The organism is Phytopseudomonas daroniae (assembly GCF_004327285.1).
Taxonomy (GTDB): Bacteria; Pseudomonadota; Gammaproteobacteria; order Pseudomonadales; family Pseudomonadaceae; genus Aquipseudomonas; species Aquipseudomonas daroniae.
Genome location: NZ_QJUI01000010.1, coordinates 1 through 12,367, shown reverse-complemented (window position 1 = coordinate 12,367; position 12,367 = coordinate 1). Strand labels below are relative to the sequence as shown.

Sequence of the window (12,367 nt, the reverse complement as noted above, 5' to 3'; positions counted from 1 at the left end):
GTTCGGAGATACCGAACGCGCCTATGCGCAATGGTGAATTCCGCGGAGGGAGCCGCGCGTTGTAAACAGTAGTACGCAGCTCGAATAGCTACCTATCAACAAAAACAAGATGAGGTACAACCATGCTCAAGCTTTCCCTTAAAGCGCTGGTCTGCGCTGTAGCCGTTTCCGTAGCCGGTCTGGCCCAGGCTGCCGACGCCAAGCCGGCGGCTCCCATCAGCATCAAGTTCGCCCACGTGGTGGCCGAGCACACGCCCAAGGGGCAGGGCGCGCTGCTGTTCAAGAAGCTGGCCGAGGAGCGCCTGCCGGGCCGGGTCAGGGTCGAGGTGTACCCCAACTCGTCGCTGTTCGGCGATGGCAAGGAAATGGAGGCCCTGCTGCTCGGCGACGTGCAGTTGCTGGCTCCATCCCTGGCCAAGTTCGAGCATTACGCCAAATCGATGCAGATATTCGACCTGCCGTTCCTGTTCGACGACATGGAAGCCGTTGACCGCTTCCAGGGCAGCGCCGAGGGCAAGGCCCTGCTCACCAGCATGGAAGGCAAGGGCATCACCGGCCTGGCGTACTGGCATAACGGTCTGAAGCAGCTGTCGGCCAACAAGGCGATGCGTGAGCCGAAGGATGCTCGCGGACTGAAGTTCCGCGTGCAGGCCTCCGCGGTGCTCGACGAGCAGTTCAAGACCCTGCGTGCCGCGCCGCGCAAGATGAGTTTCGCCGAGGTCTATCAGGGCCTGCAGACCGGGGTGGTCAACGGTACCGAGAACACCTGGTCGAACTACTTCAGCCAGAAGGTGCATGAGGTGCAGCCGTTCTTCACCGCATCCAACCACGGCCTGATCGATTACATGGTGATCACCAATACCAAGTTCTGGAACGGTCTGCCCGAGGATGTACGCAGCGAACTGGACAAGGTCATGGTCGAGGTCACTGCCGAGGTGAACCGCCAGGCCGACGCGCTCAACAACGAAGCCCGTGCCGCCATCGTCAAGGCTGGTACCAGCGAGATCATCGAACTTACCCCCGAGGAACGCGAGCAGTGGCGCGAAGCCATGCGTCCGGTATGGAAGAAATTCGAGGGCGATATCGGGGCTGACCTGATCAAGGCCGCCGAGGCATCCAACCAGGCGCAGTGATCGATTGTTGTTTAGCCAGCATCGGAGGCCGCTTCCATCAGGAGGCGGCCTTTTTTTGGGCTATGTCCCACCCATCTATTACCTTCATCCACCGGCCAAACCTTCCCCCGCCATCCGCGCCTGGATCGAGCGCGTGGCCAGTCATCCGGGCCATGTGACCATGCTGGGCTGATCAGATACTTTCCTGATGGTCATTGCCGGGCTGCGTCCTCGGGGCGCAGCGCTGCCGCCACATTAGCGGGCTCAGCCCCGTTTCGCGGCGAAAGGTGCGGGTGAAGTGCGACTGGTCGCAGAAACCGTGGGCATGGGCGATATGCGTCAGTGGCGCCTCGGTAGCCAGCATCATCTCCCTGGCGGCCTCTATGCGTTTGCGCGCGACATAAGCCAGGGGCGTGATGCCGAAGCTCTGTTTGAACACATGTGAAAAGTGGCTGCTGCTCAGGCTGAGCTGGGCGGCCAGGTCGCAGGTGCGAATGGGCTCTGCGAGCTTCTGGCTGATGTATTGATCCAGGCGGCGAGCCTGCCAGCGGGTAAGACCGCCTCCGGCATGGCGAGCACCACACTCGCTGCAGTTGTTCGCCTGGCGTAACAGCTCCATGGCCTGGTCGAGGTAGAAGTAAGCGCTTTGCGTGTCCTCCTGCAGCGCCGTTGCGGCATCACCGAGCAATTTGGCGACCCGTGCAAGCATCTGCGGGTCTCGCCCGGCTTGATGCAGGCAGGGCGGGATTGCGCGAAATTCTCCGAGCGAGCCCATCTGGAAGCCTCCTTGTCTGACTGGATGCAAAGCATGCGCGGTGCCACTGGCGGCGCACAGCTCACAAGGAGGGGATGGGTGACAGCACTAAAGTGGGGTTCCGACTTCGAGGATCCCGCGTTGCACGGCGATGGCCACGGCGTGGGTGCGATTGTTGGCCCTGAGCTTGTCCATGATCACGCGCATATGGCCCTTGACCGTGTCTTCGGTGATGCGCAGTTGCAGCGCGATATCGCGATTGGAGTAACCGACGGCTACGGCTTGCAATACCTCCACTTCGCGCGGGCTGAGGCACTGCTGGCCGATATGTTCGGCCAGATCGGCGGCGATTTCCGGGGGAATGTGGCGTTTGCCGGCGGCCAGTGTGCGGATGGTCTCCACCAGTTCCTTGCGCAGGCTGCTTTTCAGCAGATAGGCCTGCGCGCCCGCCTGAATCGCGTGCAGGGCGCGCACGTCGCCGCGGTAGGTGGTGAGGATGGCGATGCGCGCATCCGGGCATTCGCCACGAATCGCCAGGATGCTCTCGATGCCGTTCATGCGTGGCATCTGCAGATCCATCAGGGTGACGTCCGGACGCAGCCGGCGAAAGCATTCCAGCGCCTCCCGGCCATCGCCCGCTTCGCCGACCAGGTCGATGTCCGCCTGCCCGGCGAGCACTGCGGCGATGCCTTCGCGTAGCAGCGGATGGTCATCGGCGACCAGGACGCGGATGGGGTTGGCGGTTGTCATGGGAGCGAGTTCCTGATCAAGCGTATCCAGTGTAGCCAGTGCCGAGCGCGAGGGTGTGGCTGGCGGTAGGCCAATGGCCCGGCCAGGGTCAACTGCACCTGGCAGCCACGCCCAGGGGCACTGTTAATGTTCAATGTGCCGCCGATCTTGGCGGCGCGTTCGTACATACCCTTCAGGCCCCAATGGTCGACGGGTGCTGCACCTTGCAGGTACTCGGCAAGCATACCGCGACCATCATCGCTGACTCGCAACGAGAATTGACGAGGGTTGTAGTCCAGCTGTACGCGCACGGCACTGGCCATGGCGTGGCGAAAGGCATTGCTGACGGCTTCACGGGCGAGTTGGCAGAGTTCGTCATGCACCACCGGGTGCAATGCGCAGGGCGCGCCTTCGATCTCTACCTGGTAGCGGGTGCCGGGGTGTTCGTGCAGGTGTTCGAACTCGCGCAGGGTCTGCGGCAGGTCGGCCGAAGCGTCTTGGGCGTGACGCAGATTGCGTACCCGTTCGCGGCCTTCGGCGATCACCTGGTCGGCACGATCCAGGGCGTTTTCCAGCTTGCGCCGCGCCGGTTGCTCGACAGGCAGGCTATCTGCTGCGGCCTGCACATGCAGAACCAATCCCTGTACTCCTTGCAGCAGTGTGTCGTGCAGTTCGCGGGCGATGCGTTCGCGCTCGTCGTGGCGCTCTTCCAGGCGCGTGCGCAGGCGTTCGGCTGTCCGCTGCATATTGCTGCGGTAGAGCAGATGCAGGGTAACCAGCACGGCCAGGGCCAAGGCCAGGATGAAAAGGGGATGGCGGTAGAACACCTGGTCGATGCTGAAACTCAATTCGGCATCCTGCTCGCTAGGTATTCCATCCTGGTTGAGCGCGCGTACGCGAAAGCGATAGGTGCCGGCGGGTAAGCCGGTATAGATCGCCGCACGCTGTCGCCCGGCGGAATGCCAGTCGCTATCGAAGCCATCGAGGCGGTAGAGAAAGTGCAGGCCTTCGGGAGCGGACAGGCTCAAGGCGCCATAGCCGATGACCAGGCGCTGACTGTTGGCTCGCAATGTCGGAGAGGTTTTCAGCGGGATCGTTTCGCCGTCGACGATCATCGACTCGATCCGCACCTTGGGGGGAGGGGTGTTCTGCTCCACCCGATCCGGGTTCAAGCCGAGCACGCCATTGCGGGTCACGAACCACAGTCGGCCCTGGGTGGTGCGCACGGCAGTCGGCAGGGCGAGCACCTGCTGCGGGTCATTGGCCAGCCCACCTTGCAGGTCGTAGGTTCGATAGCGGATGTAGTGTCGAGGGTCGTTCAGAGCGCGTTCGATTTCTTCGGCCGGCAACTGAAAGACGCCTCCCTTGCTCTGCAGCCAGAGGTCTTCGCCGTGCTCGCCTTTAACGGCAATGATGGCGTAGATGTTGTCGAACAGGCCGTTACTGGTCAGTGGCAGGGTCTGGAAGCGTCTGCCATCGAAACGTGCCAGGCCCAGTTGGCCACCGAACCAACTGTGATCCGCCAGATGGGCCATGGCCGTCACATGGCCGATATCCAGGCCATCGGTGTTGCCCCAGTGGCGCTCGCCCTGATCATCATGGCTGACGATCAGGTTGTCGCGATAGCCGAACCAGCGTCGACCGTCAGGCGCTAGGGCGGAGCTCACCGGCATCTGTTGGGATGGTTTGTCGGTGGGTGCTGGCAGTCGTTGCCATTGGTTCTGACGCAGAACGTACAGGCCCTGGCGGTTCAGCGATAGCCAGAGCGTCTCCTCGCGATCGACCAGAAGAGTGCGTACCGATGAGTCCAGGTCGTGCTCGATGGGTAGGGCGGAGACCTTCTGCAACTGGTCGCCAGCGCTACGCCAGATACCTTCGGGGCCGGCCAGCCAGACCGAGCCTGTCGGGGCTTTGCTGATCGCGTTGATCGGCGTTTGCAAAGACAGATAATGCAGGTTGTCGCCGTCCATACGCATGACCGGCAGGTTGCTGCTTGCGGCCCAGAGGTTGCCGTCGTCGTCAGCGGCCAGTGCCAGGTTGTGCGCGTTGGCGGGAAAACCTGCGGGCTGCAGCGGGCGTTCGCGCAGGCGATCGAGGCCCTTCTGCGTGCCGATCCAGAGGCTGCCTTCGTCGTCTTCGAGCAGGGGCCAGGCGACGTCGGAACTGAGCCCGTCGCGCGAGGAAAACCGCTCGCTGAACGTAAACCCCCTGGCGTCATGGTCGTTGGGCCTGGCCACATGCATTAGGCCGCCGCCAGCCGTGCTCAGCCACAGACAGCCATGGAGATCGAAGAGCATGGCGTTGACCACCTCGCCGACGGCGATACGAGTCGCCTGCGGCTGGGGTTTATCCGTCTCGACCCGGAGCAACGTCTCGCGGTCGCGCTCGATCAGCCACAGGGCTCCATCGGGGGCCTGGGCCATCTGCCGGGTGCGATTGCTGTGAATGCCGCTGTCGCGCAGTACCTGCGTGCCGGGCTCCAGATAGTAGAGGCGCTGTTCGTCGGCGACCCAGAGCCTGTCGCCGTTATCGACGAACAGGCTATAGGCGTTCTTGCCGAGAAAGCCGCTATCGCTGGTCAGGTGTTCCCAGTGTTTGCCGTCGAAGCGCATCAGGCCGTCGTTGGCCGCCGCCCACACTCGACCGTCCGACGTTTGCGCCAGGGCATAGATCACGCCGCGGGCCAGATCGAATGCGAGCGGTTGCTCTTCCTGCGAGGCGATCAGGCGTACGCCGCCATTGCGCAGCCCCACCCACAGTCCGGCATCGCCGGCCAGCAGGCTGGAGACGATGCCCAGATTATGGCCATCCGGCGTGCGATAGCTGGTGAAGTTGAAACCGTCGAAACGGTAGAGGGAGTCGTGGGTGCCCAGCCACAGATAACCGTCATGGGTTTTGGCCAGTGCACCGATCTGGCTGGGGCTGTCGTCGTTGAGAGTCCAGCGGCGATGTTCCAACTGCTGTTCCAGTGCGCTTCTGTCGGCTTGTGCCGGGGCACTGAAAAGCAGCAGGCAAAGAAGGCCCATTACAAGGCAGAGGCGGGCCTGTAGGGCGTGCGATTGTCTAGAAGCGTCCAAGTTGGTTCTGTGCCCATTCGATGCTGTAGTCAGCAATTCTCTCCCAACCAGGTTCGGCGATCAGCCAGTGGCTGTAGCCGGAGAACTGTTTGAAGCTGGTGACGGCCGTCGAACGGCGATGGCGGCGATAAATGGCGGCGACTATGTCGGCGCGGATGGTTCGGGAACTGCCCCCGGCGATCAGCAGCAGAGGCGCGCGACTTGAATTGGCAAAATCGACCCGGTTGCCAATACCCAGCGCCGTGTCGAAGAACACTCGCCCTGGCGCCGGTACGATGTGTCGCGCGTAGGCGGCGCATTGCTCTGCCGGCGTCAGGGTTTGCGCCATATTGCGCGCGAAATACTGCGGTGTCATGTATAGCACCTTACGCCAAGTGGCCCATTGCAGCAGCCATGGCCAGGTGCTGCACACGCCCAGCAGCCCCGCGCGTGGCGGCATGGGGTCGATGGCAATACCGGCCAGGCCCAGGCCGCGATCGAGCAGTTGTTGCACCAGCAGGCCGCCGAGGTCGTGGCCGATCAGCAGCGGCGGTTGGTCGAGGCTGCGGATGTGCTCTTCGTAGTGGGCAAGGAGGGTGCTGATGCTCAGTTGCGTCATCTGCCTGGCGAGTTGTTCGTGCGGGATCTCCATCTTGTTGGCGAGCAGCGGCCAGGGCGGCGCGCTGCAAGAATAACCGCAGGCACTGAAACGACGCTGGAACGGCTCCCAGATCGAGGGAGTGAGCCAGGTACCGTGGATGAATAGAGCGTGTCGATTCATGCGCAGGCCCGCGTGTCGTGCGTTGGTCGTGGTCGTTCTCAGGACCAGGTGGGTAACTACTCCGCCTGCAGTGGAACGTCTTTCGCGGGCATCAGGAAATGCTCGATGCGTACCGCTATGTCAGGGTTCTGGAAACGCCTGGCGGCGGCCTCGATGCGTTGTTCGGCGCGCGTCACCCGGCCGTGGTGGCGCAGGTGCTCGAGCCAGGACTCGTCGAAGAAGAATTCCTGCCAGTGCCGCGGGTTCTCGCTGCTTTGCACCAGCCCCCAGGAAAACGCGCCGTTGCGTCTACGCATGCGCGCCACTTCGTTCATCGCCTGGCGGAAGGCGGCGGCCTGTTCCGGCGCAATGTCGTATTGCAGCGTGACCATCACCGGGCCGCGCTCACGGTCGGCCTCGTCGGCCAGGATCGGCGCCGGCCAGTGCAGCGACGGCGCAAGGTCTTCAGCTTCGGTAACCGGCAGCGGGAAGCGTGACGTCAACAGCAGGCCCAGCACCAGGCAGCCGGCAGCGGCGAGCAGGGCGACGGGGATCGAGGTATGGCTGGCAACGAAACCCCAGAGCGCGCCCCCGGCGGCCATGCTGCCGAAGAACACCAGGATATAGACGGAAAGCGCACGGGCGCGCACCCAGTCCGGCACCGAGGTCTGCGCGGCGATCTGCAGGCTGGAGAGCACGGCGATCCAGGCCGCGCCACTGAGCAGCATCACCGGCAGCAATACGGCGAAGTGGCGTAAACCGGCCAGCGCCAGCAGCACCAGGGCGTAGAGCAGGCTGGCCAGCAGCACCAGGCGGTCACTGCTGATGTGCTCACGCAGGCGGGGCAACAGGGTAGCGCCGAGCACCGCGCCGACGCCGACGCTGCCGAGCATCAGGCCGAAGTCGCTGGCGCTGCCTTGCAGCTCGCCACGCACGATCAGTGGCAGTAGCGACATACCGGCGCTGGCGCCGACGAAGAATGCCGCGGCGCGCACCAGCACTGCCTGCAAAGGACGTGAGGCGCGGCTGTAGCGCCAGCCGGCGCGGATGGCGCCGAGCAGGCGTTCGGCCGGGAAGGTAGCGACCTGGCGCTCGCGCTTCCAGGTCAGCAGCACCACCATCACCGCGGAGAACGACAGGGCGTTGAGGGCGAAGGTCGCCCACGGGCCGCTCAGGCTGACCAGCACCCCGGCGATGGCCGGGCCGAGGGCGCGTGCGACGTTGATGCCCAGGCTCGACAGGGCGATGGCCGAGGGCAGGTCGCGCTTGTTCACCAGCTCCGGGGTCAAGGCCGACCAGGCCGGCATCATCAGCGCCGTGCCGACGCCCATGGCCAGGGTCATGCCCAGCAACAACCCGATCGTGGTCAGCCCGAGCAGGGTCAGAGTGGCGAGCAGGGTTGCCACGGCGGCCATCCACATCTGTACGCCGAGCAGGTAACGGCGTTTGTCGATGATGTCGGCCATGGCCCCGGCCGGCAGAGCGAGAAGGAACATCGGCGCGGAACCGGCTACCTGTACCAGTGCCACATGCATGGGGTTGCTCGACAGGCTGGTCATCAGCCAGCCGGCACCCACCTCGTGCATCCAGGTGCCGATGTTCGAGGCGATGCTGGCCAGCCATAGCCAGCGGAACGTGCTGTGGTTGAGCGCGCCCCAGGGCGAAGCTTTTTCGTTGGCCATGTCAGAAGGCAAAGCAGGAGCAGCCGAAGGCGCCCCAGAAGCCTTGGTGATCGCTTACCGGTACGCTGCTGCGGCGCGCGCGGTCGTGCTGGTGCGCGTGCACGGCGCAGGCGCCGACGCACTGGTGGATGCTGGCGGTCAGCGGTGCGGCACTGGGGCTCCAGTGGCCGGGCACGAGGGCCACCGGCGACCAGTCCGGCATCACCGGCAGGGTTGGCGGAGCGAGTTTGTCGAACTCGGATGTGGCATGCACCACCTTGCCGCCGACCACGGTGAGTACCGATTCCAGCCATTTGATCTGCTCTTCCTCGACGCTGAAGAAGTCCGCCGACAGCGCTACCAGGTCGGCGAGCTGGCCAACGCGGATCTGGCCTTTCTTGCCTTGCTCGCTGGAGAACCAGGCGCTGCCGTGGGTAAACAGTTGCAAGGCGGTGGAACGTGGCAGGCCCTGCGGGTAGAGCGTGGTGCCGCCGACGGTCTTGCCGCTGACCAGCCAGTACAGCGCTGTCCAGGGGTTGTAGCTGGCCACGCGGGTGGCGTCGGTGCCGGCGCCGACCGGCACGCCTTCGGCCAGCATGCGCTGGATCGGCGGCGTGGCCTCGGCGGCCTTGGCGCCGTAGCGGTCGATGAAATACTCGCCCTGGAAGGCCATGCGGTGCTGGATGGCGATGCCACCGCCGAGCGCACGCACCCGCTCGATGTTGCGCGGGCTGATGGTTTCGGCGTGGTCGAACAGCCACGGCAGGCCGTTGAAGGGTATGTCGCGGTCGACCTTCTCGAACACGTCGAGCATGCGCGAGATGGACTCGTCATAGGTGGCGTGCAGGCGGAACGGCCAGCGCTGCTCGACCAGGTGGCGCACCACCGGCTCCAGCTCGTCTTCCATGCTTGGGGCCAGATCCGGGCGTGGTTCGAGGAAGTCCTCGAAGTCGGCGGCGGAGAACACCAGCATCTCGCCAGCGCCGTTGTGACGCAGGAAATCGTCGCCCTGGTGCAGCTTGACGCTGCCGGTCCAGTTCTTGAAGTCGGTCAGCTCTTCCTTGGGCTTCTGGGTGAACAGGTTGTAGGCGATGCGCACGGTGAGCTGATCCTTGTCGGCCAGCTCCTGAATCACCTGGTAGTCGTCCGGGTAGTTCTGGTAGCCGCCGCCGGCGTCGATGGCGCTGGTCACGCCCAGGCGGTTGAGTTCGCGCATGAACTGGCGGGTGGAGTTGACCTGGTATTCCAGCGGCAGCTTCGGCCCCTTGGCCAGGGTGGCGTAGAGGATCAGTGCGTTGGGCCGGGCGATCAGCATGCCGGTGGGTTGGCCGCTGGCATCGCGCTGGATTTCGCCACCGGGCGGGTTCGGCGTGTTCTTGTCGTAGCCCACGGCGCGTAGCGCGGCGCGGTTGAGCAGGGCGCGGTCGTACAGGTGGAGGACGAACACCGGGGTGTCCGGCGCCGCCTTGTTCAACTCATCCAGCGTGGGCAGGCGCTTTTCGGCGAACTGGAATTCAGTCCAGCCACCGACCACGCGCACCCATTGTGGCGTCGGTGTGCGATCCGCCTGTTCCTTGAGCATGCGCAGAGCGTCGGCCAGCGACGGCACGCCCTCCCAGCGCAGTTCCAGGTTGTAGTTGAGGCCACCGCGGATCAGGTGCAGGTGCGAGTCGTTGAGGCCGGGAATCACGGTACGCTTTTGCAGATCGACCACACGGGTGGCGTCACCGCGCAGGGCCATGGCTTCGGCATCGCTGCCCACGGCGACGAAGCGACCATCCTTGATGGCCACGGCGCTGGCGTGTGGCTTTTCCTGATCGACCGTATGCAGGCGGCCGTTGAACAGGATGAGATCGGCACTCATGTTGCCTCCTTGGATAGTTGCGGAAGACGTGCCGGCGAAAGCGGCAAAGGGCATGGCGGACCACAGCGCACCCGCGGCGCCGAGTGCGCTGCCGGTGGCGAGAAAATGACGGCGTTTCGGGTCGGAGGGATCCTGGCTCATGGTCGATCCTCATCGGGGGTTGGGTTCAGCCAGGCAGCGAACAAGCGCGTGGCCATGGGCATGAACAGGTACACCACGAGCAGGACGATGCTCAGGGTGATCAGCAGGTTGCTCGGCACATAGCCGCCAAGCCAGGGAATACGTTGAAACAGGGGCTGCCAGAGCAACGGCACGAGCAGGCTCAGTGGCAGGATGACCAGGAAGGTCACGCAGGCCTGCTTCCAACGTGGGGGTGGTTGCTGAGCGTTGTCAGGCCTGAACCAGAAGTCCTTGCCCAACAGGATTTCGGTGTTATCGCCAGCTCGCAGCAGGGGTTGTACTTCGGCGACCAGTTGGGTTCTCGCTTCGGAATCAAGCCAGCTCTGCATGTGTTGCAACTGGTCGAAACGCAGCACGCAGGTGAAGTTCACGAAGCCAGCCTGGCGTCCGCGCACCACATCGACGCCCAGGTGACCAGGGCAGCGGCTGGCGGTGTCGATGATCTGCCGCAGCCAGGTCTCGTAGTGTTGCTCATGATGCTGGCGCACCTGGTGGCGTACCACCAGGGTGACGGTATCGGCGGATGTCTGATTCATTCGGCTGTGTTCGCGTGTATGCGGATCGGGGCCAGCCCCCACGGCATGGAGGCTGGCGACTGCTCAGATCGGCGCGGCGACCGGCGCCAGGGTCGGGCCGTGCTCTACACGCTCCGGTGCCTTGTGCACCATGGTGTAGGCGTAGTCGACGCCCATGCCATAGGCGCCGGAATGTTCCTTGACCAGGGCCATGACGGCGTCATAGGTGTCGCGGTTCTTCCAGTCTCGTTGCCATTCCAGCAGCACCTGTTGCCAGGTCACCGGCACTACGCCGGCCTGGATCATGCGCTGCATGGAGTAGTCATGGGCGGCCTGCGAAGTGCCGCCGGAGGCATCGGCGACCATGTAGATCTCGTAGCCGGCGTCGTGCATGGCAGAGAGGGCGAAGGTGGTGTTGCACACCTCGGTCCACAGACCGGAGACGATGATCTTGTTGCGGCCGTTCTTCTTCAGCGCGTCGCGTACCTTCTGGTCGTCCCAGGAGTTCATCGAGGTGCGCTCGAGCAGTGGGGCGTCGGGGAATACGGCGAGCAGTTCGGGGTAGGTATGGCCGGAGAAACTTTCGGTTTCCACCGTGGTGATGGTGGTCGGGACGTTGAAGATCCTGGCTGCCTTGGCCAGACCCACGGTGTTGTTCTTCAGGGTCTGCCGGTCGATGCTCTGTACGCCGAAGGCCATCTGCGGTTGTTGATCGATGAAGATCACCTGGCTGTTTTGTGGTGTCAGGACTTCGGTTTTTGGATTGCTCATGTCGGTTACCTATCAGGTTACGGGAGATGCTGCGATGGCCGGATCCGCGCCTGCGATGCTCGGCGGAACATGCACAAGGACTATCGCAGAGCGCCGACGATCGGCATTGGATGGGACTGCGATTCTGGAACAGCCCTGCGATCGTCGGCGCGGGGCTTCCCGGAGCACCGGCCTGACGCTGGTGGAATGGTTCGGGCAGCATCCTGTAGGAGCCAACGTGCTGTGGTTCGGCATTGCAGGCGGATCGCCCCGCGCCCACCGTGGCAAGTGCTCACTGCGCGACGCCTTCCACGAGGCGCACGCCGGGGCGTATCAAGCAGCATTGGGAGAAGACGATAATGCTCGAAACCACTGTGTCGCCTGACGGTACCCTAGGTGTGAAGGGGCGGCGATGAGGCGTAGGGTTCTACTGGGGGCTTTCGGTCATGAATGCCCGTCGGAGCTGGAGCAGGCGCCGATGGAGTTGCTGCGTGTTAGTTCACTGGAACAGCTTTGCAGTCGCCATCGGCAGAGGGTGTGCTGCTCACTTCGCTGTTCTGGGGCCAGGCGCTGACGCCAGCACAATGTGAGCGGCTGTTTCGCTTGCGTATCGTCATCTAAGAACCTGTTCACGATCTCTCGAGCAATGACAGCAAAAAGGCGAAAGCAGCCGGTCGGTGACTCGCGTTGAACCATGGATCACGGCCTTCGGCCCCGGATTACGCCTGCGGCTAATCCAGGCTACGTTCTGGTAAGAAAGGCGATAGCAGACGTAGGGTGGATCGGGGCGCGTAGCTGACGCTCTTTTCATCCACCATTGCGATCGCAAGGTTGGTGGACGGATCGGGCCGCGCAGGTGAAGCGTCGTCCACCCTTGTATCTCGACTACAGCCTTTCAGTGAGGTTATGGTTCCCGACTGATCATCGGGGGAGGAGCTGCAAGCCGTGTCCACCCTTAAGCCTTGAGCTTGCAACGTAGATTGCGC

At 63.7% G+C, this 12,367-nt stretch carries 9 protein-coding genes; 1 reads left to right on the top strand and 8 read right to left on the bottom strand.

Going from position 1 to position 12,367, the window contains the following annotated elements; genetic code table 11:
- The first annotated feature begins 122 nt into the window (after positions 1-122).
- Positions 123-1,133 (top strand): TRAP transporter substrate-binding protein, encoded by a 1,011-nt coding sequence (locus DNK06_RS12510; protein ID WP_131180349.1) that lies wholly within the window; start codon positions 123-125, stop codon positions 1,131-1,133.
- Positions 1,134-1,305: 172 nt separating this feature from the next.
- Here DNK06_RS12510 and DNK06_RS12505 read toward each other — a convergent pair whose 3' ends face one another.
- The 8 genes from DNK06_RS12505 to DNK06_RS12470 all read right to left on the bottom strand — a co-directional run bounded on the left by DNK06_RS12505 (position 1,306) and on the right by DNK06_RS12470 (position 11,402).
- Entirely contained in the window at positions 1,306-1,887 is a 582-nt protein-coding gene (locus DNK06_RS12505) for a helix-turn-helix domain-containing protein (RefSeq protein ID WP_131180348.1), read from the bottom strand.
- Positions 1,888-1,974: 87 nt separating this feature from the next.
- Positions 1,975-2,616: a response regulator gene (locus DNK06_RS12500; protein WP_131180347.1), complete on the bottom strand. Its 642-nt coding sequence runs from the start codon at positions 2,614-2,616 to the stop codon at positions 1,975-1,977.
- A complete protein-coding gene (locus DNK06_RS12495) occupies positions 2,613-5,552 on the bottom strand; it encodes a sensor histidine kinase (RefSeq protein WP_242674659.1) in 2,940 nt (979 codons plus the stop codon). Before DNK06_RS12495 ends, DNK06_RS12500 begins: the two co-directional genes overlap by 4 nt.
- Before the next feature lie 106 nt (positions 5,553-5,658).
- Positions 5,659-6,432, bottom strand: a complete 774-nt coding sequence (locus DNK06_RS12490) for an alpha/beta fold hydrolase (RefSeq protein ID WP_131180345.1) — start codon at positions 6,430-6,432, stop codon at positions 5,659-5,661.
- 56 nt (positions 6,433-6,488) lie between these two features.
- The gene (locus tag DNK06_RS12485) at positions 6,489-8,093 is read right to left on the bottom strand and encodes an MFS transporter (RefSeq protein ID WP_131180344.1); all 1,605 of its coding nucleotides are present in this window, start codon (positions 8,091-8,093) and stop codon (positions 6,489-6,491) included.
- 1 nt (position 8,094) lies between these two features.
- Complete coding sequence (locus DNK06_RS12480) at positions 8,095-10,077, bottom strand: amidohydrolase (RefSeq protein ID WP_131180343.1); 1,983 nt, start codon at positions 10,075-10,077, stop codon at positions 8,095-8,097.
- Positions 10,074-10,652 (bottom strand): putative antibiotic biosynthesis monooxygenase, encoded by a 579-nt coding sequence (locus DNK06_RS12475; protein WP_131180342.1) that lies wholly within the window; start codon positions 10,650-10,652, stop codon positions 10,074-10,076. Before DNK06_RS12475 ends, DNK06_RS12480 begins: the two co-directional genes overlap by 4 nt.
- A gap of 63 nt (positions 10,653-10,715) precedes the next feature.
- Positions 10,716-11,402, bottom strand: coding sequence for a hydrolase (locus DNK06_RS12470; protein WP_131180341.1), 687 nt, complete (start codon positions 11,400-11,402; stop codon positions 10,716-10,718).
- Between the last annotated feature and the right edge of the window lie 965 nt (positions 11,403-12,367).